Origin of the sequence: Bacillus sp. REN3, from assembly GCF_017912555.1 — a bacterium.
GTDB lineage: Bacteria > Bacillota > Bacilli > Bacillales > Cytobacillaceae > Mesobacillus.
Genome location: NZ_JAERSD010000003.1, coordinates 1 through 19716, shown reverse-complemented (window position 1 = coordinate 19716; position 19716 = coordinate 1). Strand labels below are relative to the sequence as shown.

Below are 19716 nucleotides of genomic sequence, written 5' to 3'. Positions count from 1 at the left end.
GTAAAATGTACTAATTCTAAGCCTTTTACTTATGGTAAAAAATAGGGTATGCACTGCAGCATATGGGGGACATGATTTACCGGGATTTCACCTCCGCTAGTTTTGGAAAAAAGAACCTTCCATCAAAAAGATGGATATTCGGCAAAGTATGCCAAAAATTGTTCGCACCTACACAATATTCCTTTTTCAAGGAAAAATTGTCGTGTCTTCCTAGTCAGTGAGGGTCCAGAACCTTCCCCATCATTTCGGACGCTTCCCTTTTCTTTGGCCATGCCCAAAAACAGCCCTCCTTTATTCCTTGGGTCTACCCCATACGTCATTAGCCGGTTTGAATCATTAACGGCCAGATCCCGTTCTATCCTCACCCAAATCGCAAAGCTGAATAATGTGTCATTAGCAGAGAAATTGAGGAGTGAAGAGAATGACAAACCATCCACTAAGCATACATCCCTATTCTGTCCAACCAGGTGACAGCGTCTGGCAGCTGGCCCAGAGATTCGGGATTTCCTTGCACGACATTTTCGCCCTTAATCCGGGAATGGATCCAAACTGCCTTTATGTCGGCCAAAGGATTGCCATCCCGCTAAAAACAGAAGCCAGATCCACTAAATGCATCACCTCGCAAGAAGTTGAATTGAAAAGTGATATGCGCGGTTTATGGGAACAGCATATCGCCTGGACAAGGATGACCATCATCAGTTTGACCTTTAAATTGCCTGATGTCGATCCTGTGGTCACACGCCTGCTCCAAAATGCCACAGACATGGGGGATGTCCTGAAACCATGGTATGGAAATGAGTTGGGTGACATGTATGCCAGCTTAATAAGGGAGCATCTCACATTGGCTGCTGAGCTGGTGAAAGCTGCTCTCGCCGGGAATCAGCAGGCAGCAGCGGAAGCGGAGAGAAAATGGTATGCCAATGCCGACAAGATCTCAGTATTCCTTGGGAAGATAAATCCGTTCCTAACCGTTGAAGAGGTCCGGAAAATGTTCTACAAACATTTAGATTTAACAAAAACAGAGGCTGTCTTAATGATCAACATGGATTATCAAAAGGATATCCAAGTGTATGATGAAATACAGAAACAGGCCATCGGCATGTCAGACGCCATCACAGATGCTATCGTGAAACAATTTCAGACTAAGTTCCGGTAAGAGATGATCAAAGGGCAGGCTTTCCGAAAAAATCCAGGGCATTTCTTCAGGAATGCCCTGGATTTGCTTAAAAGCATGGAGCAGGAAGAAGAGTGACTGACATTCAGTCATTTTCCTTTGACTTTTATCCCTTCGTTCTGTAACATACTCACTAAGCAGTCAAAAAGTGAGGAAGGTCAAATGTCTAAGGAAGAAAAAATCATTCAAGCCGCTATTGAGGTGTTTTGTGAAAAGGGAATCGAAAAGACAAAAGTCTCCGATATCGTAAAGGCTGCCGGCATCGCACAAGGCACATTTTATCTTTATTTCCCATCCCGCCTGTCTGTATTTCCGGCTATCGCAAAAGTGATGGTCGAGAAAATCATTGAAACAATTGAAGACGGTGTCCCGGTTGGACTCCCATTTGAACAGCAGCTCGAAAAAGTAGTCGACATTGTTTTTTCTTTGACCGAACAATACCGTGATGTATTCGCGCTCATTTACGCCGGCATCACCCAGACAGAGCATATGAAAGAATGGGAAAGGATCTATGCTCCGTATTATAAGTGGATGAACCAGTTCCTATCAGAGGCACAGCAGCAAGGAACGATCCGCCCTTCTTTGAATACAATGCGTTCTTCAAAACTAATCATTGGTTTGGTGGAATCTGCGGCTGAACAAATTTACTTGTACGATGATAGTGAAGAAGAAGCCATCAGGCTTCAAAAACGGGAACTCCTCGATTTTTTACATCATGCACTCGGTTTGCGTCACTCATAAGTGGCGTTTTATTTCATTCAAGAAATGACTGATTGTCAGTCATGATAATCAACAAGAAAGGATTTTCGCTATGCAAAAAGATTGGATTTACGTTGGCCTGACAAGCCTGTTCGAATTGTTTTGGATTTACGGCTTCAATGTCGCCAATACATGGTGGCACTGGATCATCATCGTCCTCATGATCGCCACCGACTTTCATTTTTTATCAAAAGCTTGCAGGAACTTGCCTACTGGAACGGTTTACGCCATTTTTGCGGGCATCGGTACCATTGGCACGACCTTGATGGATATTTTCATTTTTGGCGGGGAATTCAATATGCTGAAAGCTGTTTTCATGTTTATTTTATTGCTTGGGGTAATCGGACTTAAGCTCGCCGATAACAATCCAGGAAGTGAAGGGAAAGAGAAAGGAGTTCATGCATAATGGGTTGGCTACTTGTTTTTTCCGCATCGGTAGCCGAAATTGTCGGTGTCATTGGATTGCGTTTTTACAGCCAGAAGAAAACAATCCGTGATTTTATCTTGTATGTAGGCGGTTTTGGATTGTCATTCGCTCTTTTATATGCCTCATTCAATTATTTGCAGTTAAGCATCGCCTATGTCGTATGGATTGGCATTGGTACAGTTGGTGCCGTACTCGTCAATATCATTTTCTTCGGAGAGGCGAAAAACCCCCTGAGAATCATCAGCATGATTGCCATCATCATTGGCGTCATGGGATTGAAGGCAGTGACGTGATTTTTGAAAAATGGAACAGCTTGCTGCCCCCGCAAGCTGTTCTTCTTCCTTCAGGAAAATGTTTCACATGGAACATCGAAGGAGAGAACATAGGGTCTAATCTTCCCATCCGGCCGTTTCATTTTCTGTGGCTCGTTTTTAAAACTTTTTTACCTCCTCCCTCCCCTCCTAGCGACCATTCCGAAAGATTCTTAACAACACTTTTGTAATGCCAATCCCAACTGAAGTTTGAACGCCCCACTGTGGAATTGAATTGGAAAGGTATGGATTGAACATTCGGATTATTTTATACTGTTAGTATACCTGTCCAAACAAGGATGGAACATTCATCAAGATAGCTTCGGAAGACGACTGTATGAATCGCTATCCTGAAATGTTTAGACAGGGAGGTGCATCAAAAAATCTGGACACAAGGTGGGATTAAGCTTGAAAAAATCGCTGCTGCCTTTCTTGATTGGACTAACGGCTATTTTATACATATTTTTCATTCCTGAAGAGCCGCTGGCATTAAAAATCATCTTCAAATTGCTTCCGATGATGCTGATCATCCTCTATGCCTATCGCCGGCTGGCTGTGAAACCATCCGCCGCCAGGCGCCTCATCCTCATTGGCCTCTTTTTCTGTATGCTAGGGGATGCGTTTATTGCTGTCTCCTTTATTGCTGGGCTCGGAGCGTTTCTGATTGGCCATCTTTTTTATCTCAGCGGTTTTTTCAAGTCATCCCGCAGCAGCATGATCCGCCTGGCTTCCATAATCCCTATAGCCCTTTACACCCTATTCTTTGGCCGCCAATTGCTTGCTTCCCTGCTGAACAGCGGAAATGATGCGCTGATGATCCCTGTTATAGCCTATATACTGATCATTTCCCTGATGGCCCTGTCTTCCATCTTGACAGGAAACAAGTGGGCAAGTATCGGCAGCATCCTGTTCGTCATTTCCGATTCCATTTTATCCTGGAATTTGTTTGTCTCTGACATTTCTTATTCGGATGCGCTGATCATGGGAACTTATTACACCGCCCAATTCCTGATCGCCACCAGTATTGCCACACTCGGTGCCCACTCAAGTCCTGGAATGGAATCGAAATATAGCATCTAGGAAAGAACCTCATCCGGCAAAAAGAGCGAGGCCCACGGAAACATGCGGACCTCGCTCTTTACAATTCATGCTTTAGTTTTGATTGGCTGAAAATCATAAAACAGAATCCTAAGTAAAGTCGCCAGTTTCAGAATGGGCAGACATTCCAGCTGGAAAACAGGCAGACATTCCCATTATCCATAATAGGGTCCAGCCTATAGCATTGTCTATTTAACCAGCCAGCCGCCGTCAATCGGCATTATAGCCCCATGGATAAAGTCTGAATCTTCACTCGCCAAAAACAGAGCTAGCTGTGCAACTTCCTCAGGTTGGCCATATCTGCCTGCAGGAACAGAATTAACTGCTTCCATCACCTCTGCCGATCCTTCTTCAAATATTTGTTTAGTCATACCAGTCTCAATAGCACCTGGAGCTATTGCGTTTACTTTGATTCCCTTATGTCCGTAATCAAAAGATAATTGTTTCGTATATCCAGCGATACCATGTTTAGCAGCAGTATACGCCGCACCGCCGCCTCCAGCAACAAAAGCAGCAATCGAAGCAATGTTAATGACAGTCCCTTTTCCTCTCTCTATCATTTGAGGAAGAACTTGATTTGTTACACGATAAACGCCTTTGAGGTTGACATTCATAATTCTATCCCATAACTCTTCGGACGTTTCAAGAGTGGGCGCATATGCGTCCAGGATACCTGCAGTATTACTCAAAATATCAATTTTACCATACTTGTCTAAACCGGCTTTAACAGCAGCCTTGACACTATCAAGATTTCCCACATCGATCTCAACACCGAAAACATCAAGATTTTGAGATGCAAGATTTTCAGTAACTCTGGTCACACCTTCAAAGTTGAGATCGGCTGCAATTACCTTCGCACCTTCTTTTGCGAAGAGTTCTGCTTGGGCTTGTCCCATTCCTGATGCAGCACCCGTAATAAACGCTACTTTACCATCCAGTTTTCCCATGATAAAATCGACCTCCAAAGTTTTTAATGTCTTTTTTAGATAAAACTGTGATGTTGGAACTAGGATAGAATATTCAAATTATATATAAATAGTATAACACTTTGTCTAATTAATCACAATTTATTGAATATACGGTGTTCCAGCCAAGGATGTATGGGCCTTTTTATTTAGCAGATTTTTATCCAGTTAGAAAAACCTAAAATGAAGCTTTTTCCGCCTGGAATGGCAGCCGGAATCATCTTAAAGGAGGCGCTGCTTACGTTTTGCCATCTTTCTTATTGCAAAGAAAATAACAATCACAGCAATCCCTGAGAGCAGCAGGATTGTATAAAAAATATAGGTTGGATTTTTATTGATATCTTCTGGAATCAATCGATTCGCAAGAGGTCCCAACGATATAAACAATGGAACTAAAATGGTAAACCAGGTTCTTGTATAGAGTGCAGAAGCAATAAAAATGACAATACAAATCAAGATGATCAAGTTATTTTGAAATGGCGTCGCCACATAAAAGGGCTTAAAACCTTGCTCTCTATACCAGAGTAGAACGACAACCCCTATTCCAGTAACGAAAAAACTTGTGCCAATGACCAGGGCGTAACTCCATTTTGACTGCAGGAATTTAGGCAATATTTTGAATAACAGGCAGCTATATATCAAGATTCCGATCAATCCCGCAATGGATGCTATCAATAGAATACCTTCCGACAATGAAAACTCACCTTCGATTGCGGGTCCAATGCTGAAATAGGAGGCCAATAAAAGGATCATCATTGGTACTAATCCTGCAAATTGGCGATAGTCGGTTTTCATTGATTCCCCGATACTCCTCATATATTGATCAGGACTTTCCCCAATTATATGTTTTACATCCTTCCCATCCGCCTCCGCTTCAAGTAAATGGACTTCAAGCTCTTCTGCAATTTCATTTATTTCTTTGTCATTCTTTCCTTTGGAAACTAAATACAATCGAAGTTCTGCCAGGAATTGTTGTGATTCTTTTGTTAGCATCCCTTATTACACCTCACTTTTATTCAACACATTATTAACCGTAAAACTTAACTGCTCCCAGCGTTCGATGAATAACTTCAGCTCATGTTCTCCTTTTTCAGTTAGCGAATAGTATTTTCTTTTAGGTCCTGCAGTTGACTTCCTTAAAGTAGCACTAATGAATCCTTCCTTTTGCATTCGAAGCAGCAATGGATAAATGGTGCCTTCACTAAACGAGTGAAATCCATAAGACTCAAGCCTTGCCGCTAATTCGTACCCGTAGATTTCCCCATCTTTGATGATTGCTAAAAGACATCCATCTAAAATTCCTTTTAGCATTTGAGTTGTATCTGCCATAGAATTAACTCCTTCCAATACCTTGTTATACAAGACAAACAAACAAAGAATACCTTGTTATACATGATATATGGTTATTATACAACCACCTATCTTGTATTGCAAGATAGTGTTAAAATTCCATTCTCCTTTCACAAGCCTTGAGGATCAATGATTGGGTCCCTATCCTCGAGGTCCCGTATTCATTTGCTTACTCTTTCCCAGTTTCACTATTAAGGCAAGGTAAAGAGGGAACTTCCAAAAGCATAGTTTCTGGAAGTTCCCCCCTTTTTAGCGAGAAAGATTTTTTGATACAGAGCCATTCTTCTGGATCATTTCACAGATCTTGTTTCAATCAGCACGCATCCAATTATGCTGGCGTATAAATAAGGCCAACCTTTAATTTTGAAACTTATTCAGCATGGCAAAAAATTCGAGAATAAACTCATAGAAGAGTTTCTCTGTCGGCAGCAGCTGGCGTTCGCTGGGAATGATGACACCGACCGTACGGGTCACCTGGGGCTGGGTTACAGGAATCCTTACTGTTGAGCGCGGCAGGCTGTCAACCAGCGTAGCTTCTGGAATAAGCGTCACACCCAAACCAGCAGAGACCAAGCCTTTGATCGCATCAATGTCATCCCCTTCAAACGACACAGCAGGATGGAAACCAAGCTGGCTGCAAGCTTGATCGACTATTTCGCGTAGGATGAACCCTTTTGGAAACAAGATGAATGAATCATCTTTCAATTGATTCAGGTTCAGTATTGGTTTATCCGCAAGAGGATGGCTATCCGGAAGCAATGCAACAATGTTTTCCGTAAATAAAATGACCCCTTTAACCTTCTTCTCATGCTTAGGCAGCGGACCAAGCAATGCCATATCGATATCTCCCTTTACCACTCCATTAATCAGATCGTGGTAGGAACTCTGTTTCAGTTCAAACTTCACGTGAGGATAGCGTTTGCGAAAGGCAGAAATGACAGCAGGCAGTGTATAGGCAGCAAGGCTGCTTGGATAGCCGATCCGGATCCTGCCATGCTCCGGATCCAAATATTCCTGGATTTCCCGTCTTGCGTTATCGATGACCTTCATCGCTTCTTCCATCTGTTCAAGAAACATTTTCCCAATTTGCGTTAATTTCACATTTCTTCCTTCCCGAATAAAAAGATTCACCCCCAGTTCCGCCTCCAGATTGAAAATCTGCCGACTCACCGCAGATTGTGCCACATGCAGCGCCAAAGCAGCTTCTGTCACATGTTCCCTCTTCGCTACTTCAATGAAATATTGTATCTGTCTTAATTCCAATTTCTCTCCCCCTCGCTCCATTCATCTCATATTGGCATTATTATAATCTAATTTTCATATTGTTTAGATTGTTTTTCAATTATAAAATTAGGGAATCTTACAATTATTAAAGCATTAAAGCCTACATATGCTATCTCATTAATTTTCCATATATTCAGTTTTATCAATAAAGGGGGGTAATAACAGCATGACTACATTACTAGAACGTGAAGAAGCGGGGACAAAAATGGCGATGGATTATGTAAATGAAGTATTTGAAATGGTGAAAATGCGGAACCCTGACGAAAGTGAATTCCATCAGGTCGTTAAAGAAATTTTCGAATCGCTTATACCTGTCATTGCAAAACACCCAGAATACAAGGATCATAGTATACTTGAAAGAATTGTGGAACCGGAAAGGCTCATTACCTTCAGGGTCCCTTGGGTGGATGACCAAGGAAAAGTCCAGGTGAATCGCGGATTCCGCGTACAATTCAACAGCGCACTCGGTCCATACAAAGGCGGCTTGCGATTCCATCCTTCCGTAAATGCCAGCATCATCAAATTCCTGGGCTTTGAGCAGATTTTCAAAAATGCCCTCACATGCCAGCCAATTGGCGGAGGCAAGGGCGGCGCCGATTTCGATCCGAAAGGGAAATCCGACGGGGAAATCATGAGATTCACTCAAAGCTTCATGACAGAGCTCAGCAGGCACATCGGACCTGATATGGACGTCCCGGCTGGTGATATTGGAGTGGGCAAAAGGGAAATCGGGTATATGTTTGGACAGTATAAGAGGATCCGTGGAGGTTATGAAGCCGGGGTCCTGACTGGAAAAGGGCTTGGGTACGGCGGAAGCTTAACCCGGACCGAAGCGACAGGCTATGGCACAGTCTATTTTGTGCAAGAAATGCTCAAGGATAACGGACTTAGCTTTGAAGGCAGCACAGTCGTTGTATCCGGATCGGGCAATGTTTCCATCTATGCGATTGAAAAAGCTGCGCAGTTAGGGGCCAAAGTTGTGGCCTGCAGCGATTCTGACGGCTATGTTTATGATCCAAACGGCATCGACCTAGATACATTAAAACAGCTGAAAGAAGTCGAAAGAAAAAGGATCTGTGAATATGTAAAAGAACATCCTCAGGCAAAATACGTCGAAGGATGCTCAAAGATTTGGTCCGTCCCATGCGACATCGCCCTGCCATGCGCAACGCAAAACGAATTGGGTGGAGCATCAGCAGAGATCCTGGTTGCCAATGGAGTGAAAGCGATTGGTGAAGGAGCGAATATGCCATCCTCACGGGAAGCCATTGGTGTATTTTTGAAAAACAATGTCCTCTTTGCCCCCGCAAAAGCCGCCAACGCAGGTGGTGTAGCTGTGTCAGCATTGGAAATGGCCCAAAACAGCGCCCGTTTATCCTGGACATTCGAAGAAGTGGACGCAAAATTACAGCAAATCATGACAAACATTTATCAAAACAGCGTCAAAGCTGCCGAAGAATACGGATATCCAGGCAATCTGCCAGTCGGTGCCAATATCGCAGGATTCGTAAAAGTAGCCAATGCAATGATTGAACAGGGAGTCATTTAGAAAAATATCGGGTAATCCAAAAGCAAAAGGGTGAAAGCCATCGACCGGCATCACCCTTTTGTTTTGGTCATGATGAAATAACCTTTATGATTCCCAGCTATTCAAATACGAATCAATAACGTTCACTCTCGTCCAAACCAAACTGAAACTCTTATCCTTACGATCGACAGCAATCCGTGTGCCATGGATGCCGCACTTTCCATTTGAAGAATCAAGGAGAAAAGAAGTGGTTCTTCCAACTGAAATCCTACTATTTTCAGTTTTTTATCAGCAAATATATTGGTAAAATTACCATTGAAGCCGGCGCAACCAGATTGATTCAATAAACATTCGATTTGATTCGAAAAGTGACGGAATAAATCCATTAGGAGGCAGAAAATGAAACCGCGAATTTCAGTTCTGACGTTAGGTGTAGATGATTTGGAAAGGTCTTTAGAATTCTATCGGGATGGCCTTGGACTGCCAACAGAAGGAATAGTTGGCCAAGAATTCGAGCATGGTGCTGTTGCATTTTTCGATTTACAATCAGGATTGAAACTCGCCATTTGGAAACGTAAAGATCTTGCACATGACACAGGTATCAATCAGACACCACTAAGTCCAACTGAATTTACGATTGGGCATAATGTTGGGAATAAACAAGAGGTCGATATGGTAATGGAACAGGCTGAAAAAGCAGGAGCAACGATTACAGTTCCCCCTCACGATACCTTTTGGGGAGGATACTCCGGATACTTCCAAGACCCAGACGGACATTTGTGGGAGGTAGTGTGGAATCCAGCCTGGGAAATGACTGAATAAGTCTCTTGCGACCTATTTCCATGCTGGTAGCAAACGGGGTGTTATGACGATCTGCCATGGTTTTAATGATGGAATCAGAACCTTTCTGTCCCAGCCTTACATTCGAGAGCCTCAAGAGATTGAGGCTCAAAGTTCTTTAATTTGCCCTTGTTATTTAATTCAAGTTAAATAGAATGACTAGAACGTAACCTAAAATCGATAAGAGTATTGAACCAACGAATCCTGCCGCAAATGCTTTCATCCCCAACCTTCTAAAGGTCTTGATTTCAACACTTAACCCAAGTCCAGCCATGGCCATTCCTATCAATAGATAGGCTATATCCACAGTGTTGGCAGCGATGCTTCCAGAAACAATCCCTAAAGTATTGATCCCGCTCATGGCAATGAACCCTAAAATGAACCAGGGAATGATCGATAAGGAGATTCCCTTTTCACTGCTTTCCTTCTCTTGCCTTTGAAATATATATCCAATGATAAGGGCAACAGGAACTAATAAGGCTACGCGAGTAAGCTTCACTATCACTGCCAGGTCAACTGCAGTATCCCCACTTGCAGCCGCCGCTGCAATAACATGCGCGATTTCATGGAGTGTTCCACCGGCAAATATACCGTATCCTTTTTCAGTTAAATTCAGAGCAGTATATATTCCTGTATAGACTAACGTGAAAATCGTTCCCAGAACAGCAACTGTTGCCGCTCCTACTGCTGTTTCTTCTTCTTTCGCCTTTATTTGAGGAGCAATCGCAACGACTGCAGCTGCCCCGCAAATTGCAGTTCCACATGCAGTAAGGATACCAAGTCTTTTCTCCACACCAAACAAGCGAGTCAAGCCATAGACTACTAAAAGAGCGAACGCGATATTTATGACAGCAATGATCAATACACTTGTTCCCGCATGATAGATATCTGCCAAATTCAGCCTCATTCCTAAAAGGATGATTCCTACTCTAAGCAGTTTTTTACTTGAGAAAGTTACCCCTGGCTGGATCTTCTCCTGAAGACCCAAAATGGATCTCCACGCCATTCCAATTAAAATGGCAATGACTAACTGCCCCATAATTGACAGGAACGGAAAGCCCGACAAATACCTGGCAATTAATGCGATGATGAATGTAATGCCGATCCCTTTTAAAAAGTCCATTGTCAATGGTCGTTTGGACCTTCTTCCAATTGCCGTATTCAATTGTGTCACTTCCCTATCCTATTTGTTACTTATACTTTATAAAGAACTCAACAATTAGTAAAATACATATAAGTGATTAATGTTATTAACATTATTAATGATTGGGAGAGGATTCTTTTGTACTACGATGCTTTGAAAACTTTTGTTACACTTGCCGAACTAAAGAATTTTACAAAGGCTGCTGAGGTACTGCATATTTCGCAGCCAAGTGTAAGTTTACATATCAAAAATTTAGAAAAGGAATTTCACACGGAACTTTTTTTACGTTCTCCCAAACATGTTCAAATCACGCCGACCGGGGAAATCTTGTACAATCGCGCGAAACAAATAATTTCCATTTATGAACAAACAAAAGAAGAAATTTTGGAGCACCATCATTCGGTGCAAGGAGAATTAGTAATCGGGGCAAGTTTTACAATCGGCGAGTACATATTGCCATCCTTCCTATTCAAGCTGCAAAAAGAATTTCCCTTACTTAAACTAAAAGTAATAATTGGAAACACCGAAGAAATCGTTCAAAATGTCCGCCTGTTTCAAGTAGACATTGGTTTAATCGAGGGGCAGACAAATGACAAGGAATTGTCCATCCATCCTTTTATGCAAGATGAGCTGTTTATTATTTCTGCCCCTGGTCATTTCAGGGGAGACATTACATTCGATGATCTTCAGAATCATACGTGGATAACTAGAGAGGAAGGTTCGGGAACACGTGAATATTTAAATCATGTCATTCGGTCAAATGGTTTAAAAGTGAAATCGCTCCTCACGATCAGCAGTAATCAGGGAATAAAGGAAAGCGTTATTCAAGGAGTGGGACTATCACTGCTCTCCCATAGTGCTATAGAGAGGGAAGTACAATATGGGGAACTATCATTGGTCCGTTTAAAAAACCAATCATTCACGCGGACTTTTTCCTATGTGTTCTCTCCCGTCATGAAAAGCAAAAGAAGCGTTGAGGCCTTCATTCATCTGATTCGTTCTGAATAACTTGATTATCCACTGGGATTCATTGTTTCATAGTGAAATGTAATGATATCTGTTCCTCGTTCATTTTCGAAGGATTAAAAATAGGGATAGATCTTACATTACGATCCATCCCTACGACAATTCAAACCTGGACTCAATAAGGATTATTATAGAAATATATCCATACCGCAATAATCAAAATCAAAACAATTGCGGAAAGGACCCCTAAAGGTTTATTTTTGTTCATTATTCCATAGATAAGGCCTATGATTGCTGCGATTGCAAGAGCAATACCAAGTACCATACACCAGCACTCCTTAATTTTAATGTTATCATTTCGTTACATCTTATGATACGCCTTAAATGCCAGCCTATAGCAACTGCATTGCCCTGCTGATGGCACGGTTCACCGATTGATAGCTGCCTAGATCCTTCCGCTTTTGCACAGGCTGCCAAGGCTATATAATCAAAATGCCTGTCACCCACCGGGTTTTATCGATTCGAATCCTGATTTATGGTCAGTCGATGGACAGGCTCTTTATTGTGCTGATCATATCATCTTTTTCTCAAGGATGATTTTCGGTTCTCCTTCGTGATCAGTATAGGTACCAATGATGTCGAAGCCACTCTTGATATTCAATAGCAGCATACCGCGCCACTTATTTTTCGTTTGTGTCTGGACTGCTTTGTACCCGCTGTCTTTTGCGTGCCGGTGCTGCTGCCCCATTAACATGGAAGCAATGCCTTGATTCCTGTATCCAGCATCCACTCCCCCTAGCCAGCTATAAAACTTCTCACGATTCAATGCGTATCCGATCTTATATCCAACTACTTTTCCCCCTTCAAGTGCAACGTCAATTCGAAGTTTAGGTTTTTCTTTCATCCTTCCTTCCAAGTCGTCGGAAAGGCCAAAAGTATTTGTATGCAGCTCGATAATGCCCTCTAATACGTCATTTTCAGGCAGTTCATTAAAGTAAGTGTAAGTTATCGCCAACTCTTTCCCTCCGTTCCTATTTAGCTCTCCCTTAAACTTAGCCTGCCCCTCCAACTCTTATCCATTAGAAAAGCTTACTTCGTAAAGAAAGCCGCCTGGTTGGGCAGCTAATCAAGTTTCAAATACGTTTCATCTTAGGAATGGACGATAAGAATTCATTTACATGACTGAATACTCCATCTGGTTGAATACTAAACTCTATTGTCTGGTAATTCGGTAACCAATGTACTCCGATTGTGTGTACATTTGCTTGTTTACCTGCCATTATGTCGGCGTCGCTGTCCCCCAGGAAAACCGCCTCATTCGGTGATAAGTTTAGATATTCTAATGCTTTATTTATTCCCTCGGGATGAGGTTTTGGGAACTCCACATCATCGCCAGTAACAATGACATCAAAAAAGTTATTTAAGCCAAGATGTTCCAAAGAGATATCGAGACTTCTTCTTGCTTTTCCAGTCACGATGCCAAGCTTGTATCCACCTGTCTTTAAATATCCAAGTAATGTATTTATTTCTTCATTATTCTGGACAGTAGATTCATGTCGCTCGTTATAGATGTCATAATACAACTCAATGGCTTTGTCATAATTCCTATTCTTTAGATTTTCACGGATAATACCCGTCTCGGAGGGACCAAACATTGCCTTGATTTCTTCTGCTGTAACCGTGCGATTATCATATTTTTCAAACACGGATTCAAATGCCAGGAAACACACTGGCAATGTATCAGCAAGTGTACCATCAAAGTCAAAAATAACTGCTTTCATCCCAATCACATCCTTTTCATTTGTCCTCATCCGTAACTCTTCTACACGATGTAATAATATCCCTTCCATGACGGGTTAAAATGAATCTATCTATTTCCGGATTCCCCCTCTTGCATTTTTATCCCTTCAAGCGGAAGAAAAAGAGGAGAAGCTCTCCTCTTTTCCGATCATTCCAACAATCCCTCTTTAAACTGTTATTCTCAATCTATAGCCTGCTATCTTAAATACACAAGAAAAACAATCGAAACCATTACATTCATGATCCCGTTCAGCGTGATAAACCTAAATCAGGGTCTGCTTTTGATCCCTTCCATCCTAGGCTGAATCGGATACTTCCTCTTTTTCTGCCAGCTTCCCTCGTACTCTCTGTTCTAGAGCAGGAGCTATAAACAAGAGCATCAATATGCCGATCCCGCCAAAACTTGTTATTAAGATAGTCGTTTCGAAATTTGAAAGGAATGCACTGGCAGCTACGGTGATTGAGCAAATCAAACGAGATAAGTTATGCCTCATTTCGCTCAATGCCAAATATGAACTGCGGGAATGGTCAGGAGGAAGATTAGCTAAGTAACTTTGTTCAATAGGTACACGCGTCAACTCGGCAATTGAGGCCACAAACATGGTAATAAATAAAAGCCAAAGGTGATTAGTATATGAAATGACAGCATACGCCCCTACAAATATAGACCAACTCGCAAATAGCAAATATCGATCATTAAATCGTGAAATCATTTTTGTTATAAATAGTGCAAATATAACAACAAGAATGGTATTTTCTGCTCTCAATATTCCCGTTATTCCAATGCCATCAATACTTAACCCAAGAATATTCTGTTCGGGGAATTCCTTGGCAAGCCGAATGCTTATGTAGTTGCCCAATTGAAACTCCATCGACAGAATCAGCACACCAGCCAGTAAATATACAATAAAAATTTTATCCCGAAAAACGGCCAGATAATTAGAAAACATTTGGAATGATTGCCCCAGGAGTGTTGTCTTTTTGGTGTTAGCGGGCACAAAGCTTTCCTCAATGAAGAAGGTGATTAACATCAAAGCGATTAACGAGGTAGCAGACAAGGCAATGAATAGCTCAAATAAATGCTCCTTAAAGAGGAGACCGCCTAAAATCCCTCCTAAAGCAATGGACATATTGTTTGCCCAGTACATAATCGTATACATAAGCTTCCGTTCATCCGGTTTGCTGACGTCAATAAGCATGGCTTGATTCGCAGGTCCAATAAGTGCAGAGCAAATCGTATGGATTGTAAACATCAAAAAGGTAATAAGGGGTGAATGAAACCAAGGGGAATTAAAAACCATCATCGTCATGAAAGCTAAAAAACGCAAAAGTTCTGCCACAACAATCAGTTTTTTCCTTCCAAAGCGATCTGAAAAATAACCGCCATAAAGGTTCATGGCAATTCCAATAAATCCATTTATCAATAATAATAAACCCGTTGTATTCACGCTAAAATAGCCCGAAAAATAAATGGCCATAAAGGGAAAAACCATACTTCCTATCGCCGTGCTCAAAAAGGATTCGATTATCCTTATTTTGATCGTTCTATGAAACTGTAAAAACCCCATTATGCTTCCCCCTTCATTGATCATCAAGATCTATCCAAAAAGAATGAGAGATGAACAATGTTAATTATTTCAAGCATAATGGGGAGATTTATATAAAACAAATATATCTTTCAAGCTATTTCATAAAATAAATTTATGATTTAAACATGATTAATCCTCCTTGATTTCATCCTATTACCGTCCTATATTTGTCTGAGGACACTTCCGCTTTTATAAATGAAATAAAGTTTGCCGCAGAAGATAGAGGCTCTTCTTGTTTTCTTTTACAAAGTTTGATGGGGTGCTTTATATGAATACCTTTGACATAAACCCTTCCAAGCTCTTTTTTAAAAAGTTCATTTTCTACCGCCAATGCAGGCACAAGCGCAACACCATAGCCCGCTTTTACTGCTTCAATCGATTCGTTCATCCCTTCCATACAGATTGGAGACTGCGGGATATCCATTCCAGCTGCCCTGCATAAAGAAAAGAGTTTCCTTCTTGTATAGCTTCCTTTTTCACGGACGACAAAAGGCTCCATCATAAGTTCCTCCAATGAAACCTCTTTCCCCTCATATTGATGATTCTTCGGAACGATAAAAATAAGCTCATCTTCAAGGAGAGTGTAATATTCAATTCCCTCTGCTTCTTGAACATCACCGCACACAAAGGCCACCTGAACAGAGTGATCCAGTAAACGCTGGAACGCCGTAGAAGAACTCCCCTTTGAAAGCTGGATATCTACAAAAGGATACAACTTCTTATATTGAACAATCCATTTCGGAAGCACCGTTTTCCCAGGGAGGTCTGTTGCACAAATCCGCAAACTTCCTTTGGCACCAGTCAATAAAGCATGCATTTCTTTTTCAATCTCAGCCTCCAGTGAAAAAAGCTGCTTTGAATACGTGGCCAGTATTTCACCGGCTTCAGTTAATTGAATCGATCGACCTTTTGCTGTAATTAATTTCAAACCAAATTCCTTTTCAAGGTTCCGAATCTGAGCCGTTACAGCAGGCTGACTGATTAACAGCTTTTTTGCCGAAAGAGTTACACTTCCACATTTGGCCACTTCCGTAAAAATACGCAGCGCATGCAGATTCAACATGATCCCCCCTTTAAAATTTTGGCGTTCTTAGTCCATATCATATCGGAAACACTGTTAAAAGGAATAGGATTATTGTTCATCCTTTTTCATTTTTGCGATATAAATGATTTGGCCTAAATGTTCAGAGTAATGTTCCAAACATCTTAGGATGATTTCCAAATTCGATTGGACTCTGTTTCCACTAAGGATTTGCGTATTCAACAGGTCTTTTTCTGATAAAGATTCAACAGCTTGTGAAAATCGTGAAAAGGAGGAATGGACAGTATCGATTATTTCTTCTTTTTCAACGTATAACTCCTGTGAAAATTCAGCATCCCGATCCCTATGATCTGTCTCGTTCATCATGCCTGCACCAATCCTTTGATGGATATGGCCTGACATATGCATGGCTAAGTTTGCAATGCTATTGCTCTCTTTGTTCGGTCTCCAATTAAGGTCTTCATCCTGTAAATCGATAATCACATTGGTCAACCGCTGGTCTAACTCGGTAATTTTAGTCTTTATATGCTCTTTTATTAAATCCATCATTCTGCCTTTGTCTCTCCCTTCCCTTTTATTATTATTGTATAGATTTCAGGTTTTTCTTTCTAATATCGTTTTGTTCCCCATTCATCAATTATTTTTATAAGTTATTAAATGATCGTTTACAATGATCAACATTCGTACATTATATCCAAATCCATATCCCATAAAAAACTCCTTTATTTATGGTAGGGTTCACCTTGAGATATTTATATGTGGTTATTTTTAAACTTCCATTCCTTTGATTTACTGGATTGATATTCATTCGCCTTTTTCTATGGCAACTTCTTAATAAACACAACCTTAAGATAGTTGCCCTCTGGGAATTCTTTTATTGTTTTAAAGTCCTTAGGAAGGGAAAATTCCTCAACGAGCTGATATTTTCTGTTTGTCTCTTTAAATGCCTGATCAATAAAACTTTTAAATTTTTTCATATTAAAAGAGCTGGAATTGGTGGACGCTACGATAATCCCCTCATCTTCTGTTATAGAAATAGCTTCTTTTAAAAGATTTTTGTAGTCCTTTTCAGCGCTGAATACCAATTTTTTTGACCTTGCGAAGCTTGGGGGATCCAGTATAACCAAATCAAACGTTAGCTGCTTTTTCACCGCAAACTTAAAGTAATGGAAAACGTCTTCAACAATTATATCCTGTGAGTCATGATCCAGCCCGTTCAAACTAAACTGCTCAATGGTTTTGTTTAAGCTTCTGTTTGCTAAATCCACACTTGTCGTTTTAACTGCGCCTCCCACAGCAGCAAATACTGAAAACGCGCCTGTGTAGGAAAAAGTGTTCAGTACGTTCTTTCCTTCCGCATAAGCATCCCGGATTGTTTTTCTTACATCTCTTTGATCTAAAAATACACCAACCATCGCACCTTCATTTAAGTAAACAGCGAAGCTCACTCCATTTTCCTTTACGATAATCGGGAAGGTTCCTCTTTCTCCCGCTACGAAATCATCTTCTTCAATATATTTCCCGCTGATATCAAATCTTTTCTTTTGATAAATGGCTTTAAACTCCACTAATTCCTTCAACGCATTTATAATATACTCTCGAAAGCGGTAAATCCCTTTGCTATACCAGTTGATTAAATAGTAGCCATCAAAATACTCGATGGTTAATCCACCTAAACCATCGCCTTCGCCATTTACGATTCTGAAGCAATTGGTATCCGGACTATTAAAAAAGAGTTCTCGATAGTTGATCGCATCTTTCAATTTATTTACAAAAAACCTTTGATCGATCTGTTGATTCTCGTTTCGGCTAAGAATCCACCCGTACCCTTTGTTTTGTTTGCCAAAATAGCCTTTTGCTATGAACTTATTCTTGTCATCAACGAGACGGATAATAGTTCCTTCTTTAATATCTTCGTTGAAATGAAGTATGGCTTCCTTTGAGATGAGCGGATAACCGCTTCTATATTTATTTGCAAACTTGCCCTTTACCGTTAAAGTAACCTCTTTTTTCATATTGTCATCCTATCAATAATTTTTTATCACACTCAATATTTTATACAATCATTTCGCGAGTCATCCATGCTGAACATACTAGATAATCATATCATTTATAGTATTCTAAATCATTTACCTATACATTTGTATGTATTTACCTACTTATAATTCTTTAAGCATAGTAACCATTTTTATTTTTTTCACTCTGCTATTTATGGTAATCCATTAACCAATGGATTGAGTGGAAAAAAGTGGACTGCCAACACTAAACTACACAGTTTTTTTAAGGTGTCCAAGTTTGTATTCTACTGGGCTTAAATAGCCAAGGGTTCCGTGAATTCGAATGTGGTTGAACCAATGAATATAGTCATTTAGTTCTCTCGTTAACTCTTCTCTTCTAAACTCGTAAAATGTCTTCCTCTGGCAAACTCTGTCTTGATGATTTTAAATGTTGCTTCAGCTACTGCATTATCATAGGGGCAGCCTTTCTTGCTTAAGGATCTATTGATATCAAAGGTCTTCAATGCTTCATCTATCAGCGTGTTCTTAAACTCGCTTCCACGATCGGTATGAAGATATTCAATTTTTCTCAGGTCCTTTTTAATGGACGCAAAAGCCCGATAGACCAATGCTGCATCTTTGTTTGGCCCTGTACTGGACCCAACAATTTCACGGTTGAAGAGATCGACAAAGACACATGTGTAATGCCATCTTCCTGGTCAAACTCACGGTTTAATTCGTTCCTTTGATTGGAATCGTTTCAGCCTTTTGACTGTGGCTTAAACTGAGCGACTGTATAACTTGACACCAATCCTTGTTCATTCATACACTAAGAAAAACATCAAGAAATTTCTGTAATTCATTATCTTTTGTAATATTTCTCTCAAAAGTAGCGGTATTACCATTTGCATCTTCCTCAAAGTACATCTTAAAGGTGTATATACGTTCTGAGTTCTGAGGAGTACTTATTAATAGATATTATAAAAGTATAACGCTCCACTGATGCTACCACTGAATCAAGTATGTCTGAAACGAAAAACAACTGGTCCTTCATTTAGATTATCCTCGCTCTCATTAGACTATTATTTTCTCATGAGTCTATTGGACAACCATTATATGATTCCTTTAATTCATGCCTTAATCTCCATAAATTCCCTAGAAGAGGATTAATTTTTGGTTTAAAAGATCGAATATAATCAAAATACTAAATTTCATAATATAATCGAGTAGGAGGGGATGACTAACCCCCGACCTCTCACACCACCGTACGTACCGTTCGGTATACGGCGGTTCAATTAAGTGTGACGTAGAAATTCATATCTTTGATATAGACTTTTGAGCCCTCGATGACTCCAATAGGAGTTATCGAGGGTTTTGTGTAAGATTGGACTTGAGGCGATTCTCCAAAATTTCTTTCTGGAATTTCCCCATTCGTATGCCTT

Annotated in this window: 20 protein-coding genes and 2 pseudogenes; 8 read left to right on the top strand and 14 right to left on the bottom strand. The window is 40.7% G+C overall.

Going from position 1 to position 19716, the window contains the following annotated elements; all coding sequences use genetic code 11:
• The first annotated feature begins 421 nt into the window (after window positions 1-421).
• From JJQ88_RS03055 to JJQ88_RS03035, 5 genes are all read left to right on the top strand, one after another.
• A complete protein-coding gene (locus tag JJQ88_RS03055) occupies window positions 422-1156 on the top strand; it encodes a LysM peptidoglycan-binding domain-containing protein (RefSeq protein WP_210364271.1) in 735 nt (244 codons plus the stop codon).
• A 180-nt stretch (window positions 1157-1336) separates the two neighbouring features.
• Window positions 1337-1915 carry a TetR/AcrR family transcriptional regulator gene (locus JJQ88_RS03050; protein WP_210364270.1) on the top strand — a complete coding sequence of 193 codons (579 nt, stop codon included), beginning with the start codon at window positions 1337-1339 and terminating at the stop codon, window positions 1913-1915.
• 70 nt (window positions 1916-1985) lie between these two features.
• On the top strand, window positions 1986-2339 hold the full coding sequence (locus tag JJQ88_RS03045) for a DMT family transporter (protein WP_210364269.1): 354 nt from the start codon (window positions 1986-1988) through the stop codon (window positions 2337-2339).
• Entirely contained in the window at window positions 2339-2653 is a 315-nt protein-coding gene (locus JJQ88_RS03040) for a DMT family transporter (RefSeq protein WP_210364268.1), read from the top strand. The genes JJQ88_RS03045 and JJQ88_RS03040 overlap by 1 nt, the downstream gene beginning before the upstream one ends.
• Before the next feature lie 426 nt (window positions 2654-3079).
• Entirely contained in the window at window positions 3080-3751 is a 672-nt protein-coding gene (locus JJQ88_RS03035) for a lysoplasmalogenase (RefSeq protein WP_210364267.1), read from the top strand.
• Between the two features lie 206 nt (window positions 3752-3957).
• Here JJQ88_RS03035 and JJQ88_RS03030 read toward each other — a convergent pair whose 3' ends face one another.
• From JJQ88_RS03030 to gltC, 4 genes are all read right to left on the bottom strand, one after another.
• Window positions 3958-4716: a 3-oxoacyl-ACP reductase gene (locus JJQ88_RS03030; RefSeq protein ID WP_210364266.1), complete on the bottom strand. Its 759-nt coding sequence runs from the start codon at window positions 4714-4716 to the stop codon at window positions 3958-3960.
• A gap of 240 nt (window positions 4717-4956) precedes the next feature.
• Window positions 4957-5727, bottom strand: coding sequence for a DUF1129 family protein (locus tag JJQ88_RS03025; protein ID WP_210364265.1), 771 nt, complete (start codon window positions 5725-5727; stop codon window positions 4957-4959).
• A 6-nt stretch (window positions 5728-5733) separates the two neighbouring features.
• Entirely contained in the window at window positions 5734-6063 is a 330-nt protein-coding gene (locus JJQ88_RS03020; protein ID WP_210364264.1) for a PadR family transcriptional regulator, read from the bottom strand.
• Between the two features lie 378 nt (window positions 6064-6441).
• Window positions 6442-7347 (bottom strand): glutamate biosynthesis transcriptional regulator GltC, encoded by a 906-nt coding sequence (gene gltC, locus JJQ88_RS03015; RefSeq protein WP_210364263.1) that lies wholly within the window; start codon window positions 7345-7347, stop codon window positions 6442-6444.
• A 187-nt stretch (window positions 7348-7534) separates the two neighbouring features.
• On the opposite strand from gltC, the gene gdhA reads away from it, so the two are divergent.
• Together gdhA and JJQ88_RS03005 are read left to right on the top strand one after the other, a co-directional pair.
• Window positions 7535-8917 (top strand): NADP-specific glutamate dehydrogenase, encoded by a 1383-nt coding sequence (gene gdhA / locus JJQ88_RS03010; protein ID WP_210364262.1) that lies wholly within the window; start codon window positions 7535-7537, stop codon window positions 8915-8917.
• Window positions 8918-9295: 378 nt separating this feature from the next.
• Window positions 9296-9718, top strand: coding sequence for a VOC family protein (locus tag JJQ88_RS03005; protein ID WP_210364261.1), 423 nt, complete (start codon window positions 9296-9298; stop codon window positions 9716-9718).
• A gap of 154 nt (window positions 9719-9872) precedes the next feature.
• On the opposite strand, the gene JJQ88_RS03000 is transcribed toward JJQ88_RS03005, so the two are convergent.
• Window positions 9873-10859 carry a YeiH family protein gene (locus JJQ88_RS03000; protein WP_210364509.1) on the bottom strand — a complete coding sequence of 329 codons (987 nt, stop codon included), beginning with the start codon at window positions 10857-10859 and terminating at the stop codon, window positions 9873-9875.
• A gap of 159 nt (window positions 10860-11018) precedes the next feature.
• Here JJQ88_RS03000 and JJQ88_RS02995 point away from each other — a divergent pair, with 159 nt between their 5' ends.
• On the top strand, window positions 11019-11888 hold the full coding sequence (locus JJQ88_RS02995) for a LysR family transcriptional regulator (protein WP_210364260.1): 870 nt from the start codon (window positions 11019-11021) through the stop codon (window positions 11886-11888).
• Window positions 11889-12021: 133 nt separating this feature from the next.
• Here the strand turns inward: JJQ88_RS02995 and JJQ88_RS02990 are convergent, their stop codons facing one another.
• The 9 genes and pseudogenes from JJQ88_RS02990 to JJQ88_RS21165 all read right to left on the bottom strand — a co-directional run.
• Window positions 12022-12171, bottom strand: coding sequence for a hypothetical protein (locus JJQ88_RS02990; protein WP_210364259.1), 150 nt, complete (start codon window positions 12169-12171; stop codon window positions 12022-12024).
• Between the two features lie 246 nt (window positions 12172-12417).
• On the bottom strand, window positions 12418-12861 hold the full coding sequence (locus JJQ88_RS02985) for a GNAT family N-acetyltransferase (protein WP_246860911.1): 444 nt from the start codon (window positions 12859-12861) through the stop codon (window positions 12418-12420).
• A gap of 118 nt (window positions 12862-12979) precedes the next feature.
• Window positions 12980-13627, bottom strand: coding sequence for an HAD family hydrolase (locus JJQ88_RS02980; RefSeq protein WP_210364258.1), 648 nt, complete (start codon window positions 13625-13627; stop codon window positions 12980-12982).
• Window positions 13628-13942: 315 nt separating this feature from the next.
• Complete coding sequence (locus JJQ88_RS02975; RefSeq protein ID WP_210364257.1) at window positions 13943-15214, bottom strand: MFS transporter; 1272 nt, start codon at window positions 15212-15214, stop codon at window positions 13943-13945.
• A gap of 166 nt (window positions 15215-15380) precedes the next feature.
• Complete coding sequence (locus JJQ88_RS02970; RefSeq protein WP_246860910.1) at window positions 15381-16298, bottom strand: LysR family transcriptional regulator; 918 nt, start codon at window positions 16296-16298, stop codon at window positions 15381-15383.
• A gap of 69 nt (window positions 16299-16367) precedes the next feature.
• Entirely contained in the window at window positions 16368-16826 is a 459-nt protein-coding gene (locus tag JJQ88_RS02965) for a DinB family protein (protein ID WP_210364255.1), read from the bottom strand.
• Window positions 16827-17095: 269 nt separating this feature from the next.
• Window positions 17096-18292 (bottom strand): class I SAM-dependent rRNA methyltransferase, encoded by a 1197-nt coding sequence (locus tag JJQ88_RS02960; protein WP_210364254.1) that lies wholly within the window; start codon window positions 18290-18292, stop codon window positions 17096-17098.
• 252 nt (window positions 18293-18544) lie between these two features.
• A pseudogene (locus tag JJQ88_RS21170) lies at window positions 18545-18990 on the bottom strand (IS3 family transposase); the annotation flags it as partial.
• 579 nt (window positions 18991-19569) lie between these two features.
• Window positions 19570-19716: pseudogene (locus tag JJQ88_RS21165) on the bottom strand (group II intron reverse transcriptase/maturase); the annotation flags it as partial.